At 35.5% G+C, this 26,462-nt stretch carries 15 protein-coding genes and 1 tRNA gene; 9 read left to right on the top strand and 7 right to left on the bottom strand.

What is annotated here, in order from left to right; genetic code table 11:
* Positions 1 to 149: 149 nt before the first annotated feature.
* Both SGJ10_02725 and SGJ10_02720 read right to left on the bottom strand, forming a co-directional pair.
* Complete coding sequence (locus SGJ10_02725; protein MDZ4757040.1) at positions 150 to 596, bottom strand: hypothetical protein; 447 nt, start codon at positions 594 to 596, stop codon at positions 150 to 152.
* A 290-nt stretch (positions 597 to 886) separates the two neighbouring features.
* Entirely contained in the window at positions 887 to 5,170 is a 4,284-nt protein-coding gene (locus tag SGJ10_02720) for an HNH endonuclease domain-containing protein (protein ID MDZ4757039.1), read from the bottom strand.
* Between the two features lie 519 nt (positions 5,171 to 5,689).
* Between SGJ10_02720 and SGJ10_02715 the strand changes: the two genes are divergently transcribed.
* Positions 5,690 to 10,783, top strand: a complete 5,094-nt coding sequence (locus SGJ10_02715; GenBank protein ID MDZ4757038.1) for a lamin tail domain-containing protein — start codon at positions 5,690 to 5,692, stop codon at positions 10,781 to 10,783.
* 268 nt (positions 10,784 to 11,051) lie between these two features.
* Complete coding sequence (locus SGJ10_02710; GenBank protein MDZ4757037.1) at positions 11,052 to 11,576, top strand: glucosaminidase domain-containing protein; 525 nt, start codon at positions 11,052 to 11,054, stop codon at positions 11,574 to 11,576.
* 663 nt (positions 11,577 to 12,239) lie between these two features.
* Here the strand turns inward: SGJ10_02710 and SGJ10_02705 are convergent.
* Complete coding sequence (locus SGJ10_02705) at positions 12,240 to 12,890, bottom strand: 3-hydroxyacyl-CoA dehydrogenase family protein (GenBank protein ID MDZ4757036.1); 651 nt, start codon at positions 12,888 to 12,890, stop codon at positions 12,240 to 12,242.
* Between the two features lie 41 nt (positions 12,891 to 12,931).
* Here SGJ10_02705 and SGJ10_02700 point away from each other — a divergent pair, with 41 nt between their 5' ends.
* The 5 genes from SGJ10_02700 (at position 12,932) to SGJ10_02680 (ending at position 18,664) form a co-directional block, all read left to right on the top strand.
* A complete protein-coding gene (locus tag SGJ10_02700; GenBank protein ID MDZ4757035.1) occupies positions 12,932 to 13,315 on the top strand; it encodes a RidA family protein in 384 nt (127 codons plus the stop codon).
* A 57-nt stretch (positions 13,316 to 13,372) separates the two neighbouring features.
* Complete coding sequence (gene kynU / locus SGJ10_02695; protein ID MDZ4757034.1) at positions 13,373 to 14,638, top strand: kynureninase; 1,266 nt, start codon at positions 13,373 to 13,375, stop codon at positions 14,636 to 14,638.
* Between the two features lie 147 nt (positions 14,639 to 14,785).
* A complete protein-coding gene (locus SGJ10_02690) occupies positions 14,786 to 15,226 on the top strand; it encodes a GNAT family N-acetyltransferase (GenBank protein ID MDZ4757033.1) in 441 nt (146 codons plus the stop codon).
* Between the two features lie 259 nt (positions 15,227 to 15,485).
* A complete protein-coding gene (locus SGJ10_02685; GenBank protein MDZ4757032.1) occupies positions 15,486 to 17,822 on the top strand; it encodes a carboxypeptidase-like regulatory domain-containing protein in 2,337 nt (778 codons plus the stop codon).
* Between the two features lie 32 nt (positions 17,823 to 17,854).
* Positions 17,855 to 18,664, top strand: coding sequence for a DUF4249 domain-containing protein (locus SGJ10_02680; GenBank protein MDZ4757031.1), 810 nt, complete (start codon positions 17,855 to 17,857; stop codon positions 18,662 to 18,664).
* Positions 18,665 to 18,956: 292 nt separating this feature from the next.
* Here the strand turns inward: SGJ10_02680 and SGJ10_02675 are convergent, their stop codons facing one another.
* The 4 genes from SGJ10_02675 to SGJ10_02660 form a co-directional block, all read right to left on the bottom strand.
* Positions 18,957 to 21,863, bottom strand: a complete 2,907-nt coding sequence (locus SGJ10_02675) for a glycoside hydrolase family 3 N-terminal domain-containing protein (GenBank protein ID MDZ4757030.1) — start codon at positions 21,861 to 21,863, stop codon at positions 18,957 to 18,959.
* 142 nt (positions 21,864 to 22,005) lie between these two features.
* Positions 22,006 to 22,659 carry a hypothetical protein gene (locus SGJ10_02670; GenBank protein MDZ4757029.1) on the bottom strand — a complete coding sequence of 218 codons (654 nt, stop codon included), beginning with the start codon at positions 22,657 to 22,659 and terminating at the stop codon, positions 22,006 to 22,008.
* Positions 22,660 to 22,759: 100 nt separating this feature from the next.
* A complete protein-coding gene (locus SGJ10_02665; GenBank protein MDZ4757028.1) occupies positions 22,760 to 24,094 on the bottom strand; it encodes a T9SS type A sorting domain-containing protein in 1,335 nt (444 codons plus the stop codon).
* 489 nt (positions 24,095 to 24,583) lie between these two features.
* Positions 24,584 to 24,656, bottom strand: a tRNA-Thr gene (locus SGJ10_02660).
* Between the two features lie 230 nt (positions 24,657 to 24,886).
* Here SGJ10_02660 and ychF point away from each other — a divergent pair.
* Together ychF and SGJ10_02650 are read left to right on the top strand one after the other, a co-directional pair.
* Positions 24,887 to 25,969 carry a redox-regulated ATPase YchF gene (ychF, locus tag SGJ10_02655; GenBank protein ID MDZ4757027.1) on the top strand — a complete coding sequence of 361 codons (1,083 nt, stop codon included), beginning with the start codon at positions 24,887 to 24,889 and terminating at the stop codon, positions 25,967 to 25,969.
* Between the two features lie 75 nt (positions 25,970 to 26,044).
* Positions 26,045 to 26,335: a GIY-YIG nuclease family protein gene (locus SGJ10_02650; protein ID MDZ4757026.1), complete on the top strand. Its 291-nt coding sequence runs from the start codon at positions 26,045 to 26,047 to the stop codon at positions 26,333 to 26,335.
* Positions 26,336 to 26,462 lie beyond the last annotated feature (127 nt).

The following is a 26,462-nucleotide window of genomic DNA, read 5'->3' as shown; positions in this document are numbered from 1 at the left end:
TTTATAGTTGCATTTATTCATTTGTAGAACTTTGGAAAAGCTAATCCAAAGCTAATCCATTCGTGGTTTTTAAATAAGCAGGTTGCGGAAGTATAGGGTACATTTTATTATTAATATAGCTTATGTTTTGTGGTGAATTTTAAAAATAATTAAATGATTAGGAACGGCTTGCCATCTCTGCCGAACTCAATCTCCATCAATTCGATTTCCTCTATATCTTCCTCCAAAATATATTGAACGAGTGCAAATTCTTTACATACTTTAAAACCATATTCCTCAGCAAAAGCATTGGCTCCGTATATGATATTGTGCACCAATAAATAGTCAACTACAATAAAACTATTATTTAGTACATCTTTTAATACATCTTCTGAAACATTAAACCTATATAATGCATCTTTGGTGCCTAAGGCAAATAAATCAACTAAATAGATACCAAAAGTAAGATTGCTGTTATTATGTTTCCTCACCACAATAATATTTGCCATCCCCGCTTCTTTCCAATCGGAGTTTATATAGCAGGCAATAATTGGTAATGACCTGGCTTTGGTTCTAATATATTTTTCGGGTGAGAGTGGGGATGTTTTTTGATTCATTTTTTAAGCTATAATAAGGTATGGTTCTTTTGAAATATTTTGCAATTATTTTATTTTTATTTGAGAGGAATAGAGGGCATTGTTTTATTTGTACAATTAACTGTGTATATACTATATCCAAATCATCTGCTACTTCTTTTATATCTTTAATCAATGCTTTGGGATAATACCCGCAGCACCTAATAGGGATAATGATTTAATAAATTCTGAGCGAAGCATCTATTGTACATAAAATATTTTATATATATTAGGGAGAATAACCAAATTAATATTTTCGCGTTAGTCATAGCTTATATCCATTTTATTTCCCCATCACGTCTTAATTCAAAGTGTTTTCCTTCAATAGCCATATCTAAAGCACCTTGGCTAACTCTTAATTTTAAGAAAGGATTATCATAGTCTATTTTAGAAGCACCGTTTTTAAATCCTCTGGCTTCCATTAAAACAGTAATTTCCTTATCACTTAAAGAACATAGATGATACTTGAATACAATTCTACCTTCTTCAAATTTTTCGGTAGTATAAACTCTTTTTGCAAAAGATGTTTTATCTGATATGTATAATTCTTTCAATTCTGCTAAATTCTTATTATAAAAAATTACTTGTTGCTTTTTGTGTAATATGACTGATAGTTTTTTCACTATCTCAACTTTATTTTTTCCTGCTCCTTTAGTAATTATTTTTTCGTGTTCGGCATAATCCTTCTTTTTTTCAAAATGAAATGCTTTGCTCATTTCTAAGATGGTTATGGGTTTTAATTCCCGTATTATTTTATCCTTTTCTGTCCATTCATAAATAGCACAAATAGGTAGCTCACCATTATTGGCATAAGTAAATTGCTTGTGTTCTCTTTTTGATTTAAAGGCAGATTCAACCTTTTTTATCTCTACAGCAGAATTCCAAGTTGTTAAACACCTTAAATGCCTAATTGGTTGAATAGGATTTTGATTTTTATCTTTTGTTATACCATAAGCATAAATGGGCTGTAGAATAATTTTTTCAAAGGGTGAATCTTGCATTTGCATTCTTTTTGAAATCTCATTCTTAATATAATCCCGAAGATTTGGGTCAATGATATTTTCTAATCCCTCAAAACTACTAATATCTGTGATTTTAACTCGTTTTACAACAAACAAATCCTTTTTCGTTTTCCTTTTCTCATTTTGTTTAAATGTAAGTTTGCCCTCAGTAATTTTCAAACGATGTTTCCCTTCTCTGAATTCGGTCTCAGGCATTTTTATTATTCCAAAAATACTTTCATCGTGTAATTTACCTCTCGTAGTAGCACCCTGCTGCATAATTGGCTTTCCATTTTTATCCTTTACAATTTCACCTCTTCTCCGTTTGTACTTGAAACTTTGCGTTAAGGTTTTATCTTCTGAAATATGATTGATAATAATCTCATTCTTCATGGAAGTGATAAATGACTCATGAAAATTATCCCAGTTTTTTGGTTTGGGATGAACATAATTATTCATGGTATTATTATCTACCGCATCATTATAATCTTTCATCATATTTTCCCTGATACTTGGAGGAGGGATAAGCGTTAATACAGCCGCATCTAGTGCATGATGACTATGTTCTGTTCTGTCTTTTTCACCAAATTTGGGTTCAATTTCAAAAATTTTTCTAAATTTTGCTGTAGCCATTCCTTTTTGCACTTCCACTCTCGCAAATACGGTTCTCAAATACGGCAAAGCATACTTGGTAATAATTTGCGTATCTGTTAATTGCTGCCTTCTGAATTGGTTGGTTACCTCTTCAATGGTGAACGTTTCATACTTTTTTCTCCAATAATCCATGTACATTTTTTGGTAATGTCTATTTTGAATTATCGTATCCTTACCACTTTTATCTCTCGCAGATCTTGCTTTATTGTAAGATTCTTTCCATGCTTCTTCATGTGTTTTGAATTTTGCATAAATGAATGCAACATTCTTTTTTATGTTCTCGAAATTATCTTTCCATTCTGTAGGAAATCTTTTTGCTTTTGTGGCATTGCATGTATGATGTGCGAGCGTAAGGTTATATAATTCATCACAATTGGAAATCTTCGCAGGAATGGTATGTTCCAGCTGTGCAGTACCATTCATCAAATCACTACAACTTATTGGCTGCGCACAGTATAAACATTTCTTTGTTTGTTCTTCCCACAATTCATAACGGTCTAACATCACTTCGGAGATAGTTCGGTTTGAAGTATTATTTTCATTGAAATACTCCTCAATTAATTTTCTATATTTATCTCGTTTCCTTTTTTGGTCTCCTTGAAACAGTTGAATTGCTTTTCGTTTATTTTGGTCGTTTAGTTCTCTGGCTATTTCAACTATTATTTTTGTCTGAGAATTAACTTTTCCTACCTGCAACAAATAATTCAAATGCTTTTTCAGAATCTGTAGTGTTTTCATTGCCATCGGATTTTTAAACCCACAGCTAATTGGATTTGGGTCACCCAAGAAAAAAATTTCCTTTTCTGTTTCATCCTTGTAGGTATTCCCATCGCTATCTTTTTTCACATAGGCAGGCGAGTATTTTTCCTGTTCACTTGGGTGCCACAAATATTTTTTGATTCTTTCAGGGTCAGCTTTATATTTATTAATTAAAAGTTCCTTTAGCTTTTCTTCAATTCGGTAAATCTTACAAAACAGTTTTGATTTTTCTGCACCAAACGGTTGCCTGAAAAATGTTTGATAGTGTTTTTCAACTTCATCGTTTATATTTAACCTTTCTTCTTCGGTTTTCTTTTTCCATACTTTAGATTCGTATGTGTCTTTAATTTTTTTTCCAATATCACGTTTATCAATGTCATCCAATACATATTTATCACCCATACATAGTCGTTCGTTATGATAAAGTCGATCTGATATGAGTTCGTTTACCAAGCCGTAAATGGTTTTATCTTCTTTGTGTTGGTTTAAAATTTTATTGAAATCATTTGAAAGTAGGCTCAATGTTTCATCATCTAATTTCCCACCTAAAACATTTTCAAGATTGGCTATAAATACTGCCTGAGAATAAATCATTCCTTGTTTCAGATAAGGCAATACTTTTCGAATACTTGAGGCACTTAGTGAAGCATAACCTTTGTCCAAAGGAAATTTGTCAAAATCTTTCACATCAAATTCAATGATTGGGAAATGCTTTTTAAGAATAGGGATTATTCTTTCGCCAAGATTATCGGTTTGTTTTTTTGTTATCTGTGCATCGTAAACCAAATGCCATAAATCTTCAACTCTTAAATATTTGCCATTCTTTTCATCCCCAGATAACGTTTCATTCCATTGTAGTAATTCTTTCCAATTCTTACCAAATATTTTTGCTATTTTAAATATAAAAGTATTCGCAATACATTTTGCCCCCTCATCCTCATCATCTGTATCATTTTCATATTTAGCAATTACTTTGCCCCCTGCATTTTCAATTTTAGTTATTAGCCCTTTTTCAGTAATTTTTCCACTTTTATCCTTCTTATTCTTAGTATAGAAATCTGTGCTGCGGTTAAACAAAGGAAATACTACCTCATTAATAAATTCGATTCTATTCTTTCCTTTTGGCGGCTCAATTTTTAAATTATTCATAAACTGCCATGTTCTGAACTCTTCATATAGTGGATGGCTCAATGGAATCCTTTTTTTACCTGGTTTGTAATAGATTCCAGTTTTACTTTTTAATGGTGCATCTAAAGTGCAAAAGCCAACCAATCCTTTTTGGCTTCGCAAGGGACGTTGCCATGTAATACACTTCTTTATTTTTTTGCAGAAATCAGATTCTTTATCAAAGCCAAGATTTTTAAAAATCAAATTCAACTCATCTTCAAAATAATTTCTATATGTAAAACGGTTTCTTATTCTGTTGTGATTGATGCTTTCCAGTTCATTGTTTTTTTGACCCCAATACAATGCAGCCCCCAAAGTTTTGTATTTTTCTTTAATTAGATTTTCAATCACTTTAACTCCTACAACTTCAATCTCCTTTGTGATTTGATTTTTTCTTCCATCTTCAATTAATTTGGTTTCTGGGTCGTCTGTATCAGGACTATTATAGCCCCTTCTTTGAACCAATTGATAAAAAACTCTCCCCAAAAGTTGAGGATTGTCTCCAAATATTTTGATATGCTCAGGCTTATCGCTTATTGCAAGCCATCTGAACAAATAACAATTTTCATGCTTACTAAAACCAAATTGTTCAAAATCTGGTTTGCCATCTCCATTGAAATCAAACTTTAACCAGTTATGAAATACTTTTGATTGAGGGTACTTCCTACCTGTCCCTTTTTTGTAATGCCTCCATTCATTTAACTCCTCAATAGTTAGTGGACACATCTTAGTTTCAATCAAACATTCAAGCAATTCATACTTCCTATACTTTTCTGCTTGATAATTTCTTCTTCTTCCTCTGGATTCAGTTCTGACCTTGACCATTGGCTGTTCATTACCTTTATCATCTTGCCCTACACCTTTTTTAAATATTAAGACACCTTTATCAATAATCTGATTTTCGTGTTCAGCGGTATCTCTAATTGCCCAACCGATAGAGTTGGTTCCTAAATCAAGGCCTAAAATTTTTTCCATTTTGTTTTGTTTGTTTTTAATTACTTTTGCAATTCGAAAGCTTATCACAATAAGGCTCGTGCCGAAAGGCCTAAGCCGAAGATAATTTTCTTAAGCTCTGCATCGTTTACGCTCTGTGGGGCTTTTTTTATTTTCGCCCTGCAATCTAAAACAAATATTTAACTTCACAAACAGGATTTTTCTGTTCTGAAATTTTATTTCGATGTTTCTGTTTGTGTATCCTCGTCTACATCCTTATTTGAGTACATCCTCTGCCGAGCTTGTTAGCCGAATTAGTTGCTACAAGTTCCTTTTGAAGTGCTTTCTAGTAAGCAAGCAATGCTGTAAACCATAGGTGAAATTATTTGCCGAATGAACTTCCCTTCGCCGCAGCGAACTAGCTTCCCTTCGCCGCAGCGAACCAACTTCGGTCTTCCTACTTCTAGCTTCTAGCTTCTAGCTTCCCACTTCCCTTCGCCGCGGCGAACCAGCTTCCCACTTCCCCCTTTTTTCTTTATATTTGCGTCACTTTAAATTCACATGAAATATTTTTACCTAATTGCCTTCCTTGCATTTACCGCCAATGCAAACGCTCAGAAATACAAACATAAAAACGTGGTCGACCACTGGGAAAATGTACTATCGCCCAAGGATACTTTTTCGTATTTTCCTGGCACTACTGAGCCCGATACCGATTGGTATAAACCTTCGTATAATCCTAACTGGAGTAAGGGATACGGCGGATTTGGTTTTGGCGATGGTGATGACACTACCATAATAAGTACTTCGGCAACTTCGATATATATTATAAGAAAATTTAGTATAAAAGATACCTCAAAAATATATAATGCTTTGCTTGCTTTAGATTATGATGATGGCTTTGTAGCATATCTAAATGGCGTAGAAATAGCACGTGCAAATATGGGCAATAAAAGTAACCCGCGTCACGATTCGTTGGCATGGAGAAGTCACGAAGCTCAGATGTACCAAGGTGGACAGCCGGAGTATTATTATATACAAAAATCATTATTAAATAATTTATTACTGAATGGTTTTAACTATTTGTGTATACAAGTTCATAATGTATCGGCTGCTTCAAACGACTTGTCTTGTATACCCTATTTATTCGTAGCTATTAATGATACCACTACCAATAACTATAGAACAAATCCAACATGGTTCTCGCCTACTTTAACCACGCACCTACCTATTATAGTTATCAATACAAATGGTCAGGGAATCCCAAACGATCCTTCTATTACCGCCGATATGGGGATAGTGAATAATGGCTTTGATCAAAATCATTTAACAGATAGTTTTAATGGATATAATGGAAAGATAACGATACAAATTCGTGGTTCATCATCGGCGGGGCAACCACAAAGAAGTTATGCATGGAGCACAGTCGATTCGGCGGGAAATGGCAGGAATGTAAAGATACTCGGTATGCCCAAAGAAAGTGATTGGATATTATTTGGGCCTTATACCGACAAAACTTTAATGCGTAATAATTTGATATATGAAATTTCGCGTCAAATGGGCTGGTATGCCTCACGTACTGAATTTGCCGAACTCATTTTGAACAATCAATATGTGGGTGTATATGTGGTAATGGAAAAAATTAAATGGGATAAGAATCGTGTGGATATACCAAAGATTCTTTCATCCACAACCAAAGGTGATAGCCTAACGGGTGGTTATATAATGAAAGTAGATCGTGTGAAACAATCGGGATATGGGGTTTGGACATCGCCTATTACGAATTATGCTGGAAGTAAAAACTATGAGATACAAACAGTAAATCCTGATATCCCAGATATTACTCAAATACAAGCCAATTATATCAAACGGTGGATGGATAGTTTCGAGAATATATTATATGGGGGTGGGTATGGCAGTAAACTTTCTACCAACTATCATAAATTTATTGATGTGAATTCTTTCATCGATTTTTATATATGCAACGAAATGACCCATAATGTGGATGCTTATCGCCTTAGTTGTTTTTTATATAAACAAAAAAATAGTTTGGGAGGCCGATTATATGCCGGACCTATTTGGGATTTTAATATAGCACTGGGAAACGCAAATTACTGTAATGGTGGCGATACCACTGGTTGGAGTACCTGCTCGTATTCGTCAGAACCGTTTTGGTTTGATAGGTTATTGGAAGACCCCGATTATAAAAAACAGTTCAAATGCCGATGGACAAGCTTAAGGAAAGATTTATTAAAAACACAAAACATATATAATTGGATTGATTCTGTGGCTGATATATTGGAAGTTCCCCAACGCCGTCATTATAAGCAATGGCAGATATTGGGAACTTATGTGTGGCCAAATAATTATATAGGAAGTACCTACGCCCAAGAAATAAATTATCTGAAAACGTGGGTAAGAGGTAGAATGAATTGGATGGATAAAAATATGCCCAATGTTACCTCTTCCTGCAAGTCCACTTACAGCAGTTCTATCATAGTTTCGGAACTTAATTATAATTCGCATCCCAATTTAGATGGTGGAAATTGGATTGAGTTATATAATAATTCATCTTCCAATATCAATATTGCGGGTTATATGGTTACTGATGTCAGTGGTTTTAGAAGTTACAGTGTTCCTACAAATACAGTCCTTAATGCGAGGTCATATATAGTTTTGGTGGAAGATACTGCTTTGTTCAAAAAGAAATATCCCAATGCAAAGAACTTTAGAGGCCCAATGAATTGGTCGCTGCCCAATGATACTGGAACTATTAGATTATTTGATGCACTAAGCTATCAGGTTTTTCAAATGGGTTATAGCGATAAAAAAGCATGGCCCCAAGGTGCCGATGGGCGTGGATATACCTTGGAACTTAAAACGCCGGGTACAAATCTTAACGATCCCAAGTCGTGGATGGATGGATGTATTGGCGGCTCACCTGGTAAGGCACGAACTAGTTGCAGCGAAAAATTATATGTGAGCGAAATAAATTATAGCTCCGAGAAAAATAATGATGCAGGCGATTGGTTCGAGCTACATAATATAGATACTGTAGCCTATAATTTAAAAGACTATATCATAAAAGACGATAACGATACTGATGTTTTTGTTATCAAAAATAATATAAGTATTCCTCCAAAGGGTTATTTAGTGGTATGTAATGATACAACTAAGTTTAAAACTATATATCCCAACGTGAGCAATTATATTGGTCAGTTTAATTATGGACTTAATGCCAAAGGCGACGCCATTAGAATATATAATGGTTTCGGTACACCAGTGCAAAAAGTATATTATAGCGATTCATTCCCCTACCCTTGGGGAGCAAAAGGTACGGGCTATACCATTGATTTTATTGATACCTGTATCTATCAAGATTATGGAAGTAGTTGGCAGTTGAGCTGTTACTTGGGTTCACCGGGTAAGGCAAAACCCAAATATTGTAACCCCGGTCAATTTGCCAATTTGGTTTTTACGGAATTGAAATTATTAAGTGATTCAAAAAATAATGAAGGTCAGTGGTTGGAATTATATAATAGAGATACTGCCGCACTCGATATAAGTAATTGGAAGATGACCAATTCAGTTGGTGCATCGATTCTCACTTTTGCAAAAAATACTATTCTGCCAGCAAAGTCAAATGTTATTTTATGTAACGATACCAATGCTTTCAAACAGCAATATCCAAGCATCACAAATTATATAGGCAATTTTAATTATCAAATATCACTGAATAAGGATAGCTTAAATATAATAGACAATACCAATTATCCAGCAAAAGCTTTTGTGTTCGATTTTAGCAAATATACCAAATCGAATTTGCTCACTAGAAGTATAGAATTAGTCAATAGTGATTCATCCGATAATAGTGTAATCAATTGGATGGATGGCTGTTTGCACGCTACGCCGTCGCAAACTCCAACAGCATGCGGAGAGCCAAATTATATTAGTGAAATATGTTATAATAATAATTTTACCATTACAGGTGACTGGCTTGAACTATATAATTTTGATACCGCAGTAGTTGATTATTCAGGATATGAAATACATACAAATAAGGACAGTATTATAGTTTCAGCAAATACCATTTTAGGTGCTAAATCATATTTGGCTATAGTGGCTGATAGTGCGAAATTTTTCAATCATTTCTTTATCCGAAACTATTTAGTAAATAATTCTTTTAGTTTGAATGATACTTTAGGCATCATTAAAGTATATAATAATACAGGTAAATTGGTGTACTCAAATATTTATGAAAATAAACTACCTTATGATACTTTGGCAAATGGATTTGGTTATACTTTAAATATGTATAATGATACACTTAATCCAGAAAAAGCTTCATCGTGGAGAATATCTTGTGAGAATGGAACACCAGGTAAGGCTATAGGTGCAGATTGCTGGCCTTCATTGAATGCGAAGATAGTTTTTAACGAACTTAGCTTGTGGCCCGATAGTGCAAGAGATGAGGGGATATGGGTGGAATTATATAATAAAGATACCAGCGATAGAGATATCTCTAATTGGGCTATTCTAAACGATCAACACAATATTTTATTACGTTTCCCCAATAATTATATTATGAAGGCAAATTCTTATATCTTATTATGTAGTGATACTTCTAAATTTAAGAAATGGCATCCAAATGTTGTGGCAGATTTGCAGTTTACTAAAAATCCAGATTTACTGGATGGAAGTTTAAGCATCACTGATTATTACTATATAGTTGGAGGTGATGTCATCTATTATAATAATCCAGATTCTATTTCAATTGGTGCCATACATTTCGGGCATACGGTCAATAATACTGCTAGTGTTCTTCACCTAATTAATAATTCTTATTGGAGTGCAGGATGTTTTGGAGGAACCCCGGGAAGACCCAATAATACTTGCAAGGACACAATTATAGTTTCAGAAATTAACTATAATAGTTTCCCTACTAAAGATGCGGGAGATTGGGTGGAACTCTATAATCCCAATAAACAAATAATGGATTTGAGTGGGAGTTATATCCGCACAAAAGATTATCATACTTGGTGGCAAATACCTGCAAACACTTTGGTACAAGCTGATTCATTTATGGTAATAGTTGGAGATACCGCTTTGTATAATAGTCGGAATAGCATTTTCCAATCCAATATTGTATATATTCCCAATTTTAGTTTAGCGAATGACAGTGACGTCATATTTATATACAATAAAGATACCCAATTAATGTATAGTAATTTCTATACAAATGGATATGTGTCTAGTAGTAATGCACAAGGATTTACAATGGAGAATATGTTCAAGACATCCAAACCTTATTCATCTATTTATTGGTTTGCAGGCTGCGAGGAAGGTTCCCCTGGCTTTAGATACACAACGCCTTGTCCTTTGAGAGTTAAGCCAGTAAGTATTTATCCAATTAATGTAACAGATAATGTGAGCATATATCCCAATCCCGCAAATACTTTATTATATATTCAATTCACACAGCCTGTGGCTGTAGCAAATGGCCGAATGAAAATATATGATATGAACGGCAAATTGGTTCATGAGCAATCGGTAAATGAAGCTACTATAACTTTAAATGTTTCCAATTGGAATGCAGGATTGTATATGTTGAATTTGAATGGTAAGTACCTTTCTAAATTTGTGGTAACGAAATAGCGTACCGTCATTCTGAGTGCGATAGCTATCGTACTTGCTTCAATGCGAAGAATCTCATAAATGGCGGTACTATACTTTAGAGATTCTTCGCTCGAAGCCCACCCAGAATGATGCTTCGCGGGGCTTTCCTATCCAGCAAATAATAGATGCGTCAGCGAAATTCGGCGTCATCCCCCATTCGCCGGCGGCGAACCAAATCCCCCTTGATAAGTTGTGGGTTTTCTTTCACACCCAACCTATACATTTGCAAAACTTCAATTTATAGCCTATGTCAAAAAGAAACTGGATAAAACTATTGCTACTTATTGTTTTAATAACAAATATTTTGTTTCTTACCAGAATAGATAAGATGACAAAAGAGATAGCTGCTCTCAATTTATCCAATGATTCTTTGCAAAAACATATAGGTCATCTATATCGTGATCCAGTGATGTTGGTAGACAGTATTCTCACGCCCGCCAATGTGATGAAGTATGTGAGACTCAAAGGTATTAAATGGCCCAAAGTGGTATGGGCACAAGCGATGGTAGAAACAGGATACTTTACTTGCACCAGTTGTTGTCTGCAAAAAAATAATCTATTTGGTTTTATGGCTGGCCCAGGCCAATGTATGGAATTTGATAAGTGGCAAGATTGTGTAGATTATTATGACGAATGGCAAAGAAAAAGATATACAAAAAAAGAAGATTATTTTCACTTTTTGAATAGAATTAAGTATGCATCCTTTAAAGGATATACAACCCACATTGCCCAGATATTGATGGACAATAGTATGGTGTATGATGAGAAGTAGTAGGTTGTTATGATGCTATTAGATATTCTTAAAGTTGTAGCTATACTATCTTATTGTTTTATACAAATATCTGGAGAGCATATTGGAGTCCTGTAATATTATACCATTTCTTAAACTAAAATAGTCCAAAAGACTATTTTAGTTTTTAGAATGGTAATGCCGAACTACTTCCCGAAAGCCCCGCTTAATCCCGATAGTTATCGGGATTCGGGGGAATTAGTCCCCCTTTTTTTGGACTATTATATATTGAGTTTCGGTATTATTTATTATGTTTGGGCTTTTTCCAAATTATTTCTTTGTATCAATTTTTGTTTTATTCTGTTTATTTGTTATAGCTTACACTATATATAAACCATTTTTATTTTCAAATAAAATTACTATTCCTTTGGTGTTCATTACGGCATTACCATTCTACAAACCAAATCGGCCACAGGCGGAGAACTATTTTAGTTTAAGAATTGGTATAATAACTAATTGGATTTGGCCAAAACCATTTGAAATTAGCTTTATAATATTTATAGTTTTGGCTCTGTCTGTTACCACTCTTACTGTTGTAAAGAAACCTCTGTGAAACTCTGTGCTAACCTCTGTGTGTATTTTTTTACCACAGTTCGCCGCCGGCGAAACACAGAGTAAAAAAAACACAAAGAGTTTCACAGAGTTTTATAATGTCGCTTCTTTCCTCAGCATCGGACAAATCTTATATCGTTCGTCCTTCGTATCCTCATATACAGATGATAAAACATCATATACATTTTTCAATCCTAAAATTCCTGCCCACTCAAAAGGTCCATAGGGATATGACGTTCCCAATTTCATCGCAATATCAATATCACTTTTATTGGCAGTGCCTTCTTGCACGGTATAATAGGCCTCATTTATTATCATACAAATAACCCGTGGAGATACCATACCTACGCGATCGTGCACAGTTTTGCAATCGAGTTTAAGAGCAGCAGCTATAATATTCCATTGGTTTTCACTTTCGGTATTCAAAGCAGTCATTTCCCAAATTGGTTTATTGATGAAACCGCAGAGGTTATTAATTCCTATTATATAGTTTTTCGAACCTGTAAAATGACTGTATAAATTTGTTTTGGTTGCACCCAATATCATACATTTGCCTTCTACATTTTTATAAGCTTTTGCTTTTGATATTGGATCGGAATCAAAATCGAGGTCAATTATCAAATCAAAATTTTGTAGGTTTGCACCAACAAATTCATCAACATTACAATATGATAACTCAACATCGTTTAACTTTGCACGCAGTTCTTCTTGCTGCTTCAATGTGCCTGTGCATACAATTTTCATGGGGTCAGGGGGCTAATAAGAATGGCAAAAATAAAACAACTATGCACAAAGAAGTTATAAAAACTGAAAATGCCCCGCAACCCATTGGCCCTTATAGCCAAGCCGTGAAAGTGGGCAACATGCTTTACGTATCGGGTCAGATACCTTTAAATCCCACTACAGGTACTATGGTTACTGGTGATATCAAGGCTGAAACCAAGCAAGTAATGGAAAATCTGAAAGCCATTCTCACTGAGGCTAAAACCATTTTTGACAGCGTGGTGAAGGCTACTATTTTCTGCACCGACCTTAACGATTTTGCAGCCATCAACGAAATGTATGGAAGTTATTTCACGGTGATGCCACCCGCCCGTGAAACTGTGCAGGTATCACGTTTGCCTAAGGATGCAAGGGTTGAGATATCGATGATTGTATTAATACCTTAAAGATTAGCATAAAAAGTTAGTGGTTGGTGAGGACATACAACCACGGACATTTATAATATGAAATATCAAAATAATAAAGAATTTGCCAAGCAGCTTGATAAAGAAGATCCACTAGTATCTTATCGCAAGCAGTTTCATTTCCCAATAATAAAGGGTAACAAACAAATATATTTTTGTGGAAATTCATTAGGTCTGCAACCTAAAGGCGTAAAGAAAGCAGTGAACGAGGAGCTTGATGCTTGGGCAGAGCTGGGTGTGGAAGGGCATTTCAAAAGCAAGTTCGATTGGTTCGGCTACCATCATTTTCTTACGGCCATGTCGGCACGATTGGTGGGTGCAAAAAATAAAGAGGTGGTGGTGATGAATAACCTCACTACCAATCTGCATTTGATGATGGTAAGTTTTTACAGACCTACCAAAACCCGTTTCAAAATTTTGATGGAGGCAAATCCATTCCCAAGCGACCGTTATGCACTCGAATCGCAAATTAAATTTCATGGGTTCGATCCTGCAAAAACGTTGATAGAATTAAAACCCAAAGAAGGCAAACATAATTTGTGTACCGATGATATTATTAGCACTATTGAAGAGCATAAGGATAGTCTTGCATTGGTGATGATGGGTGGCGTAAACTATTATACGGGTCAAGCATTTGAGATGGATAAAATTACGGAGGCTGCCCATAATATTGGAGCATTGGCAGGTTTCGATTTGGCCCATGCTGCAGGCAATTTGCATTTGCAATTGAATAAATGGAAAGTAGATTTTGCTGTGTGGTGTACTTATAAATACTTGAACTCTGGCCCAGGTGGCACATCGGGTGTATATATAAATGAGAAGCATGTGGCTGATAAAACCTTGCCGAGGTTTGCGGGTTGGTGGGGCAATAATGAAAAGACAAGGTTCTTGATGCAAAAAGAATTTGACCCTACACCTACTGCAGAGGGCTGGCAGTTAAGCAATGCACAAATATTGCCTATGGCAGTGCATCGTACATCGCTCGAAATGTTTGACAAAGCAGGAATCAAAAATCTGAGAAAAAAAAGTGTATTGCTCACTGGCTACCTCGAATATTTATTGAATGATTTGGCCATAGAAGATATTTCTATACTTACGCCCAAGCACCCTGACCACCGCGGTTGTCAGCTATCGATAGTAGCCAAAGCAAGAGGCAAAAAATTGCATGCATATTTGCAAAAACACCATATCATATCAGATTGGCGAGAGCCAGATGTGATTCGTGTTGCCCCGGTGCCCTTATATAATTCTTTTATAGATGTGTGGGAATTGGCTGACAGGATAAGGAAATTCTATATGGGTTAGCAGTAGCTGCATTTATTCATAATATGATTTAATAATTTGCCAACAGTACGAATTAACATTTATTTGACATAGAATTTAAACAAAATGAATTTCTAGCAATCTTTTTTGTGTACATTTGCTGCCTAATTTATATAGTACTCTGAACGCATGATTGAAATTAAAAAGGTAGATAGTTCTGCCGACATGGAAAATAATTTCAAAATCCGCAATTCGGTTTTTGTTGACGAACTTGGTATGATTCCAAACGATGAGCATGACCATTATGATAAGGAACGCAAATGCAGATATTATATAGCACTGTATAATAACGAACCTGTTGGAGCATCAAGATGGAGAGAAGGTGGGTCTGGTTATAAGTTTGAAAGAATGTGTGTGCTTAAGGATCAGAGAGGCAAAGGAATTGGAGCTGCTTTGTTGCAAAAAATGATGGACGATATCCCCGAAAATTTACAATTAACCCTGGGATGCCCAACTGAATTGATACCTTTCTATGAGAAATTTGGTTTTCGTAAACGTGAGAAAACTTACTGGGAGTCGAATGTGATGTACCAGCACATGAAGTTTTATCCCGAAAAAACAAATAATTAATTTTTTCTGTTGTGGTGGTTTAGCCACTTTTTTCAATAATATATATCTTGTACTTAGGGGGTATGAGATGATGCAATGAAAACGCAAAGTAAATGCTTGTTTTCATTACATTAACGACTAACGGATTATGCAGTAGGTGGATATATTTTGTTTCAGCAGCCAAAAAACACAGTTTGGAGTATTAATCTTTGGGTTTATAAATTATATTTTTTCAGGCACTTAAAACAAAAGCAATTTCGCGGCGTTATATACCTCAAATATGAAAAAAATATTAATATCATTCTTTTTAATCGGCAGTCTATTTTCTTCAGCACAAACTTATAATATTAGTGGCCATGTAAAAGATGGACAAAATGGTGAAGACATTAGTGGAGCAAGCATTACAGTGAAGGATAGAAACAATAAAGTATTATCTAATAGCTATGGATTCTACTCTTTATCATTGCCTAAAGGAAGTTATGAAATTAATTGTATAGCTGTAAATTTTGATAGTTATATCCAGCTACTTGAGTTAACTTCTGATACAACGCTCAATATAGAACTTAAGGTACAAACGAAAGAACTGGAAAGTGTAACAATTAAAGAAAAACGCAGTAATAAAAATGTGGAAAAGGTAGAGATGAGCACGGTGCAATTATCATCTGCTACCATTAAGAGAATCCCAGCGGTATTGGGCGAAGTAGATGTAATTAAGTCTATACAATTATTGCCAGGCGTTTCTACAGTGGGAGAGGGGGCTACAGGATTTAATGTAAGAGGAGGCTCGGTCGATCAAAATTTGATTTTACAGGATGAAGCACCCATATATAATTCATCTCATGCCTTGGGTTTTTTCTCAGTATTTAACCCTGATGCGGTGAAGGATGTAAAGTTGATCAAAGGTGGTATTCCAGCCAATTATGGTGGTAGATTATCATCGGTACTCGATATAAGAATGAAGGATGGGAATATGAAAAAATTTCATGGTAGTGGAGGCATAGGTACCATATTTTCTAGAGTTATGTTGGAAGGGCCTATCGTAAAAGACAAAAGCTCCTATATGGTTGCTTTTCGTCGCAGCTATATTGATTTATTTTTCCCATTTGCAAGTAATGCACAATTGAAAAAAAGTTCTATCAACTTTACAGATTTTAATGCCAAATTTAATTATATATTGGACAAGAAAAACCGATTGTATGTGAGCGGCTATTATGGTAGAGACGCTTTTGGATTTGCTGATTTGTTTGCAACCAGTTGGGGCAATACAAATCTTACTGTTCGGTGGAACCATTTATATAATAACCGCAAACACTTTGCAAACATCACTGGTGTGGTAAGCAATTATAATTATGACTTAGGTTCAACTTCGGGAAGTAGTGCCTTTAAATGGATTTCAAATATTAGATTTTATAACCTTAAATATGACCATACTTATTATATAAATTCTAACAATACTTTTTTGTTTGGCGGCAATATGATATATTATGATTTCAATCCAGGCCAAACAGACCCAGTAACGGGGCAAAGTTCGTTTATCAACCAAATCAAGATGGAGAAAAAATTTGCGATTGAACCCAATTTATATATAAGCAACGAACAAACAGTTAGTAGAAGACTTACGTTACAGTATGGTATTAGATATAATGGTTTTGCTCAGATGGGCAAATCAAGTGTATATACTTACAGTGACCCTAATAATAGGATAGCCTCGCAGATTAGTGATACTACAGTGTATGATGCAGGAAAAATTATCAAATTTTACCAAGGGCTTGAGCCGAGGATATCGTTTAAATATAGTTTGAAAAATTCAAATTCTATAAAAGGAAGTTATAATAGAACCCGTCAAAATATACATTTAATTACACAAACAAGTGCAGCAACTCCTCTAGATATTTATTGGCCTAGCGATAACTATTTCAAACCCCAAGTGGCCGACCAAGTAGCATTAGGTTATTTTCAAAATTTTAAAAGAAATATATATGAAACATCGGTAGAAGTATTCTATAAAAAATATATGAATGTAATAGATTTTAAAAGTGGAGCACAGCTAATTGCCAATCCTGCTCTTGAAACTGAGATGCTGAGAGGTATTGGATATAGCTATGGTGCAGAGTTTTTTGTTCGCAAAACGGAAGGAAAACTTACGGGTTGGATAAGCTATACCTATAGCCGCACACGTAGGCAAATAGTTGGTATTAATGAAGATAAATGGTATTTCGCTCCTTATGATAAAACAAATAATTTAAGTATTACAGCATCGTATGAGTTCACAAAAAAATGGACTTTTGGAAGTAATTGTGTATATAGTACTGGTGCACCAATTACAGGTATGGCTCAGAAATTTACTTACCAAGGATACTTACTAGGGCAAGCCAGTTTACGTAACAGTATTCGTGTGCCAGATTATTTTAGGATAGATTTCTCGGCTAGTTTTAAACCACGCAAAAGGAAGTATTGGCAGGGTGAGTGGGTATTCTCAGCATATAATGTTACTTCACGACGTAATGCGTATTCTGTATATTTTCGACAAAACACCGATACCAAACTGACTGAAGCAGTAAGGATTTCAGTATTCGGGTCTATTATACCTGCCGTAACCTATAACTTCAATTTTTAAGCAGACACAGTGAAAAATAATAAAGCTAGATTATGAAAAATAAAATATTATATATATTAATAGGTACTACGCTGCTATTCTCTTCATGCGAGGATGTGATAAAAGTAGATTTACCCAAAGATCAACAAAGCAATTTGGTAGTGGATGCATACATATATAGTGATAGTGTGGCAAAGGTTACTCTTACCATGAGCTTGCCTTATTTCGATACTATGGCAAATCCAAAAGTGAAAGCTGACTTGGTTACTATTACCGATAATATCAATATTGATACTTTGGTTGAAAACCCTGTGGCAAGTGGAATATATGTCGGTAAAAATATGAAAGGCGTAGTAGGAAATACTTATACCTTAAAAATAAAGTATAATAATACTGAATATGTGGCAACCGATAAATTGAATCGTACCACACAGTTTGATAGTTTATATTTTATCGATTTTCCATTTGGCAGACCAGGTAACCCATATAATAAATTCAGTAATATAAACCATACCGACCCTGCTGGGCTTGGCGATAATTATATAGCGTATTTTTGGAGGAATGACACCGCTTTCAATACTTTGAATGACCTCAACTTTACCACGGACCAATTTATTGATGGCAATCAGGCCAAAGATGTATATATAGGACGCCCAGTAAAAAAGGGAGATAAGGTAAGAGTTGAAGTTCATTCACTCAGTGCCAATGCATATAATTATTATTTCCAAATGATCAATAACGCAGTACGCCAGCAAAGTTTATTTGCCCCGCCACCAGCACCCTACAAAGGAAATATAAGTGGCAATGCTCTCGGTTTCTTCAAAGCATCTGCAGTTGTTGCTAAGGAAGCAGTGGTGAATTAGTATTATATGCTAAAGTATTTTGTTTTTTCTCTCCTGCACGCTTGCGGGAGAGATATTTACCATGCTAAATCTTAGCATATTTTCAGCAGCGTGAGATCCTTTACCGAAACAAGTTCGGCACAGGCTCTAGCCTCGGGAGGACAAATAGTTTGGGCCTTGCAGTGCACAAATTGATAACTCCGCCAAGCTAGTGCGTTAGCAAAGGATTAGTCCCCTTTTTTTGGACATTATATATTGAGTTTCGGTATAAATCGTATTCGCCGCGGCGAGGTACATCATACATCATAAGTCGTCACTTCACCAACACCTCATACGCCGCATCCTGAATAGCAGTTCTCACATTCATTTTGCTAAGTTTCGTATTTGCAGCATCGGGATTAACACGGTTACTTAAGAAAACTATTATAATACTATTGGTAGGGTCGGCCCAAGTGCAGGTACCCGTGAAACCTTGGTGTCCAAAAGTTTCAGGCGATGCATACTTGGTACAAGGACTACCTTTGCCGACTGTAGTTTCTGGTTTGTCGAAGCCCAAGCCACGGCGTAAGCCTGCGAAATGTGCTTTATTAAACAATGCCACAGTTTCGGGTTTGAAATATGTTTTACCTTGATAGCTTCCATTATTCATCAACATTTGCATGATTTGAAATATATCAAAAGCATTGGAGAAAACCCCAGCATGGCCAGCCACGCCGCCCATCATTGCAGCAGCAGGATCGTGTACAAATCCGTGTATAAGCTGCCTTCTAAAAGCACTATCATTTTCTGTTGCTATGAGTTTTTGCTTAGTAAATTTTTCCATCGGATTATATGTCATGGTTGCAAACCCCATGGGTTCATAGAAATTATGATTCATATAGTTATCCAATTTTTTGCCACTCACTTTTTCTACCAGTTTTTGTAATAATATAAAACCAATATCACTATAAGCATATTTGCCAGGCTCTATTAATGTCGATTTATATATTGTTTGCCATATCGTATCAATATACTTTTCATTCATCCATAAACTATCGGCTACCTGTATAGTATAGTCCTCATATTTGCGGTTCATATATATATAAGGACTGGGTTGCTTATCCATGAGTGTGTATTGATAGAACGGAATCCATTCCTGCAAGCCAGCACGGTGTGTGAGCACATCTTTAAGTATGATATCTTTCTTGTTTGTTTTACGTAGATCTTTCAAATACGTACTCAATTTTTCATCCAATTTAATATCACCATTCTCCACCAATTTCATTACTGCAAGGGTGGTCGACATAATTTTGGTTACAGAAGCAATATCATATATATCATTTAATTTCACCAATTGGCTATCTATATAAGTATGGGTTCCATAAGCTTTATGCAATACCAATCGGCCTTGGTGCGAAACCAGTATTTGGCAGCCTGGAGTAGCTTGCGAATCTATTGCGGCTTTCACAATACTATCTATTTTATGCTCGAGTAATTTTGCACTTGTATTATTGAGATCGTGATACGGACGGCGTAAAAATGGAAAACCTTCACCCATATTATAACTATATTCTTTGGATGCTGAAACTGGCAAAGTGGCTTGGTCCATGCGAAATATACTTCCCGAAATTAGCTGTGCAGCAGCCTCCTGATAGTGTTCCCAATCTTCATTTGCATTGATGATATTTCTAAAATTTTCGAAAGAATCCAAGGCATATACATTTCCAAAATGTACCAGTAGCGTTTTGTTACGCGGAAGTGCATTTACAAAATTAATTTCGTTGCTAGTTAGCCCAAACTGTTTGGTAAGAAACCTGCTGGTATTTTGTACCGAGGCAATTACCACATCAGCCTTTTTAAGGATTTGTATGATAGAATCAAAATAGGCAGTTCCCTGATATTTATCCAAGGCCAATATTTGCATTGGAGTATATAAACTCAACATCTCTTGAAATCTTGTGAGTTTGCCTGTTCCCACTGAAACAGCTATAATTTTTTGACCAGGTTTCAAGGGCAATAGTTTATTATGAAGATTAACCAAACATACAGCATCTTGTGCCATCAATTGCCTTGCCTCATAATAGTCTGGTTTGTTCAAACCATTATATAAATTGGCGGTATCAATAGCTTTGTAATTTGCCAGGCCTACCCAATATTTTGCAGCCAGAATTTTCTTCACGCTGATATCTATTTCACTCATTTTAAGCTTCCCTTTTTTTACAGCATCCAAAATGTAACTTACTGATTGCGGCACATCTTCGGCACACAATAATATATCATTACCTGCTTTGAGTGCTTTAAGGGCAAGTTCGTGAGGGGTATAAAATTTTGCAACACCTTTCATGGCAAGTCCATCGGTAATTACCAATCCAGTATAGCCTAATTTGGTTTTCAATAATTCCGTTACTGCTTTTTCTGATATAGAAGTAGCAGTATTTTGCGTACTATCAATAGCTGGTATATATAAATGTGCGGCCATTACAGAAGCGACACCAGCGGCAAATAAATGACGGAAAGGATATAATTCTACGGTATCAATTTCTGCAATAGGTTGGTGTATGATAGGTAAATCTAAATGTGAATCGGATTCTGTATTTCCATGCCCGGGAAAATGTTTCGCACATGCCATCACATGCCCCTCTTGCAAACCTTTCATATATTGTACCGCACGTTTTGAAACTTTCTCTTTGTCCTCGCCAAATGAGCGGTCACCAATAACTGGATTCAGCGGATTGTTATTTACATCGGCAACTGGCGAGAAGCTAATATGAACGCCTAGTCTCTGGCATTGCTCCGCCATTTGTTTGCCCAATATATAACAATGTTTTTCATTAGCTACAGTTCCCAATGCCATTTGTTTTGGATAACTAATTACACTATCGAGTCGCATGGCTAATCCCCACTCGGCATCCATAGAGATAAGCATAGGTACTTTACAATACGATTGTAGTTTATTGCATAATATTGCTTGACGCATCGGGCCTCCCTTAAAAAAACATAAGCCACCAATGCCGTAGTCTTTTATCAAGCACTCATTTTCTATAGCTAACGATTGAGCACTGTCACTAAATTCAGAGATCATAAATAACTGACCCACTTTTCGCTCAGGAGTGAGTGTTTTAAATACTGAATCTACCCAATGCTCACCTTCAATTCCAATCGGCAAGTTTGGCAAGTACTGTGCATACAAGGTGCTCGAGCTTAAGAAAACATATATATATAAAGAAATCAATTTCTGCATGAACTGCAAAAATAAAGGATGAAGCTTTTAGGTAGTGTACTGAGTTTTCCCCAAGGGGAGGGAAAGGGTTAAGGAATAAGGGGATAGGGATAGGCTGAAGGGGTAAGGATTGCTTTCGCCGAATGGCCCTTACTCCTAGTTTCTAATTAATTTTAAACACGACTGGAGATAATTCCTTAGCTTGAATTTTTACGAGTTCAAAAGTAACTTCATAGCTTCCCATATCCAAGGTATGTTTATAATAAGGAGCTTGTATTTTATTCATAGTTTTATTATAGAAAAAATCGTGGTGCTGTGTATATAATTTAGGGTCTATATATTCTTTGTTCGATGGGTAATAATAAGTAAGTATAGCAAGCATGGGCCTTCTGCTGTTACTGCTGTCTACAAGTGTGATGCAATAACCTTTACATACAATGTTATGTATTGTTTCAGAAGGCTTTTCTATTTCACTTTTTATTTTTAAGCTATTCAACGAACAATCATAAGTGGCCAAAGTATCCTGGTTTCTCCATTTGAGATAAGCTTTATTTGTTCGTGTTAAATAAGTATAATAGTCGTAGCCCATTTCGCCACTTGTAGGATATTCCTTTTTAAAATCCCCATTTTTAGATATATATAAAACCAAGGTATCACCAAATTTTTTCTGTTGGTAGTCATTATATCTTTTATCGGGATTTTTAGGTGTATAAGTAATTTTATATGTTATAATACCTTCAAATGATTCTTTGTTATTTGTTCGCATGGAGCAGGTAAACAAAAATATGCCTGCTATGATGAGTAAATTTTTAGCCATGAAAATGATTTTTTTAAAGGTTCAAAGATAATGAACAAAAATTACCCTGCAAGAAACCAATGGGAAAGAAATATTGAGAAAATAGATAAAGAAAAATTTCTTAATTCTTCATAATTTTATACAATTGCTTTTCGCCATTTTGCATTCGAGCTTCTATCATATATAAACCTGATGCCAAGTGGTCAAAACCTTTAAAATCAAATTGGTTGATACCCTTTAAAGCATTTGCACTTTGGGTATATATAAGTTTGCCATTAACATCCAATAACCTAAAATCGATATGCATATTGCTGTTCATCGTATATAATATAGCAAAATTATCTGAATACGGATTAGGTAATACTTTCACACTTTCCATACTCATACTTGCAGTAGCATTACTCGATATATTCAAGGATTTTACCGCAGTGCTTTGAGATTTACCATCTTTATCGTTTTCTTTTATTCGATAATATACATAGGGCAAATTATTACCTATCATATATTGTAAAATGGCTTTATCGTCGAAAGTATAATAACTGTTTGTGCTTGAATTTTTTAATGCGGGAAGTGAACCTATTGTTTCAAAATGTATCATATCGAAACTACGTTCCACTTCAAAATTATTGGTATTGTATTGAAGGGCTGTTGACCAAGTAATATGGGCATCGAAATTTTGTTTTACTACATCAAAATCGAGGAACTGAACGGGTAATGGAGAATTATTGCTTCCCAATCCGTAGGGTGTATTTGCAAATTCCGCTACTCCCGAAACTGAACGGGTATAAGGATTAGAACCAGTGGCTGCTGCACCATTTATATTCCTTACCCAAGTTGTACCATCATAATAGGCAATAGCACAATTGTTACGCGAAAAAGATGCATCTTCATCACTTGCATTCCATTGTAAAGTAAGTGTAGCATTGCTGCCACCATTGGTTGCTTCGTTAATAATCCAAGTGCGATCTACTTCTTCTGTACTGCTCAATGAGCCACCACTGCCTACTCCGCCACTATAACTATTATATATTGTGGGATATACTTTTACCGAAAAATTATCCTTCGTTCCACTGTTATTTATAGTAGCAGGATTATACGAACTAGTGCTTGCTCCAATAGGGAAATCAATACTTCCAGTGCGGCCACTAGTGCCAATTCCATTTTGTATTAAACTTCCGGTACCATCTGTTACTATATATTTACTTGATGAATAGTTGCTCACGTTTGCGGCTTCTACCAAATTCATATTATAGGAACCTAGTATCACCTTACCATTGGAGAAATCGAGGTTGTCTAATATAACTATGGAATTAATGAGCGTGGTATTGGCCGTATTGTTTATCACCAAATCATAAGCACTGTCGCTGCCCATATCAATCGTTTGAGCAGTGGTGCCCATCATTTCTATTTTGCCATTCCCATTTAGTGTAGCTTCATGGGTCAAATTACCACTCACAGTGAGGGTTCCCGAGTTTTTGATCGTGCTTCCTGCTGCATGGACTAAATTGCCTCCAGAGTGTAGCGTTGTACCCGGACTTATATATATACTTGCACCATTGTTTGTGATCTTGAGCCATGCTAGGCAAAGCCGCAGCTAAAATGATTTCTGTAAAAAACAGCTTAATAATTCTTGTATTCATAAATATTTTGGTTAATTACTTAAAACAAATGTAAAACATAAATTTGATAAAACAAGGGGAATTATCAAGAAAATTTATGACTGAGAATCGTATCAGATATTATTATTCAATGATATATTATACCAATTCTTAAACTAAAATAGTCCTCCGCCTGTGGCGGATTTAGTTTTTAGAATGGTAATAACGAACTACAATACATTTAGTCCCTTTCTTTTGGACTATTATATATTGAGTATCGGTATTAAATGAAATATAAAATAAAAAATTCCAAATATAATCAACCGCGGCGGATAAAATATCCCTTGAGCCATCCAAGGGATTCGAACCCTCGACCTACTATTTACGAAACAGTTGCTCTACCAACTGAGCTAGGACGGCTTTTGTGAGGGCAAATTTAGGGGATGGATGGTTTTGCGGCAAATAAGTTTTTCACTCTTTGAAACTCTGTGTTACTCTGTTGTAAAAAACTAACCACGGAGTTACACAGAGTATTGCACAGTGTTATACAGAGTTTTTAATCCCTATCTTTGCCGCGAAAAATGGATAATAATACTAGCACCAACGCATATTCATTAACCATTAACCATTCATCTTAACCATTATAATATATGTCTTTACAATGCGGTATCGTGGGTTTGCCAAACGTAGGTAAATCAACCCTTTTCAACTGTCTCTCCAATGCCAAAGCACAGGCAGCCAATTTTCCTTTTTGCACCATCGAGCCCAATGTGGGCGTTATCACCGTGCCCGATGAGCGTTTGGAAAAACTTTCAGCTATCGTAAATCCTCAAAAAGTAGTGCCAACAACTGTCGAGATAGTAGACATTGCAGGCCTCGTAAAAGGTGCCAGCAAAGGCGAAGGATTGGGCAATCAGTTTTTGGGGAATATTAGAAATACCGATGCTATTATACATGTACTCCGTTGTTTCGATGACCCGAATGTAATACATGTGGATGGAAAAGTGGACCCCGTTAGTGATAAAGAAATTATAGATACTGAACTTCAGTTGAAAGATTTGGAGACTTTAAAATCCCGTTGGAATAAAGCTACGAAAGATAAAGACGCGAAGAAAGAAGTAGAATTGATTGAAAGAATTAAGGATGTTTTGGAGCAGGGAAAATCTGCACGAACTGTAGAATTGACTGATGTAGAAAAAGAGATTGTAGATACTTTTCAATTGCTCACGAGCAAACCCGTATTATATGTTTGCAATGTGGATGAAGCTGCAGTAGTTGAGGGCAATGATCATGTGAAAAAAGTATTGGAAGCAATTAAAAGTGAGAATGCAGAATGTATTATAATATCTGCTGCAATAGAAAGTGAAATTACTGATTTGGAAAGTTTGGAAGATCAGTTGGATTTCTTGAGCAGCATGGGTTTGAAAGAATCAGGTGTTTCAAAATTAATTAAAGCAGCATACAGACTTTTAGATTTACAAACCTACTTCACTGCAGGTGTGCAAGAAGTGAGAGCTTGGACCATATATAGAGGTTATAAAGCTCCACAAGCTGCCGGGGTTATCCATACCGATTTTGAAAAAGGATTCATCCGTGCCGAGGTAATACATTATAATGATTTCATCACATTAGGAAGCGAAAGTGCTTGCAGAGATGCGGGTAAGTTAGGTATTGAAGGAAAAGAATATATAGTGCAGGATGGTGATGTGATGCACTTTAGGTTTAATGTGTAACGTCATTCTGAGCGATGCTTCGAGCGAAGAATCTGCCCATAGTATGTACAAAGGTTTATTTTAGATATCAGAGTCATGGAACGCGGTGGTTCAGTTTATATAATAACCAATAAAAATCACACCACATTATATATTGGTGTTACGTCAAATTTAATAGCTAGAATAAGCGAGCACAGAAATAAGAAAAATCCAAAATCATTTAGTGCGAGATACAATTTAGAAAAATTAGTTTATTATGAAAGCTTTCATAGTATAGAAGAGGCAATTGTTAGGGAGAAGAAGTTGAAGGGGTGGGTGAGAAGGAAGAAAGAAGATTTGTTAAATTCGATTAATCCTGAGTGGAAAGATTTGTACGAGGATTTATAATTTAGTATATACTTTGGGCAGATTCTTCGTTACGCCATTAAGATTTGTTGTTTGTTTAAGATTCTATTCTGGCTTGCCTCAGAATGACGGTAGAGGTTGGTCTCCGATTTCAAGAGATTCTTCGTTA

Source organism: Bacteroidota bacterium, assembly GCA_034439655.1.
Lineage (GTDB): Bacteria > Bacteroidota > Bacteroidia > UKL13-3 > UKL13-3 > CANJUD01.
This window is presented reverse-complemented; position numbering and strand designations above follow the sequence as displayed.

Bases quoted from the DNA above. Each gene is read 5' to 3' on its own strand.
- SGJ10_02725 (MDZ4757040.1), bottom strand. From the start codon at position 596: ATGAATCAAAAAACATCCCCACTCTCACCCGAAAAATATATTAGAACC.
- SGJ10_02720 (MDZ4757039.1), bottom strand. From the start codon at position 5,170: ATGGAAAAAATTTTAGGCCTTGATTTAGGAACCAACTCTATCGGTTGG.
- SGJ10_02715 (MDZ4757038.1), top strand. From the start codon at position 5,690: ATGAAATATTTTTACCTAATTGCCTTCCTTGCATTTACCGCCAATGCA.
- SGJ10_02710 (MDZ4757037.1), top strand. From the start codon at position 11,052: ATGTCAAAAAGAAACTGGATAAAACTATTGCTACTTATTGTTTTAATA.
- SGJ10_02705 (MDZ4757036.1), bottom strand. From the start codon at position 12,890: ATGAAAATTGTATGCACAGGCACATTGAAGCAGCAAGAAGAACTGCGT.
- SGJ10_02700 (MDZ4757035.1), top strand. From the start codon at position 12,932: ATGCACAAAGAAGTTATAAAAACTGAAAATGCCCCGCAACCCATTGGC.
- kynU (MDZ4757034.1), top strand. From the start codon at position 13,373: ATGAAATATCAAAATAATAAAGAATTTGCCAAGCAGCTTGATAAAGAA.
- SGJ10_02690 (MDZ4757033.1), top strand. From the start codon at position 14,786: ATGATTGAAATTAAAAAGGTAGATAGTTCTGCCGACATGGAAAATAAT.
- SGJ10_02685 (MDZ4757032.1), top strand. From the start codon at position 15,486: ATGAAAAAAATATTAATATCATTCTTTTTAATCGGCAGTCTATTTTCT.
- SGJ10_02680 (MDZ4757031.1), top strand. From the start codon at position 17,855: ATGAAAAATAAAATATTATATATATTAATAGGTACTACGCTGCTATTC.
- SGJ10_02675 (MDZ4757030.1), bottom strand. From the start codon at position 21,863: ATGCAGAAATTGATTTCTTTATATATATATGTTTTCTTAAGCTCGAGC.
- SGJ10_02670 (MDZ4757029.1), bottom strand. From the start codon at position 22,659: ATGGCTAAAAATTTACTCATCATAGCAGGCATATTTTTGTTTACCTGC.
- ychF (MDZ4757027.1), top strand. From the start codon at position 24,887: ATGTCTTTACAATGCGGTATCGTGGGTTTGCCAAACGTAGGTAAATCA.
- SGJ10_02650 (MDZ4757026.1), top strand. From the start codon at position 26,045: ATGGAACGCGGTGGTTCAGTTTATATAATAACCAATAAAAATCACACC.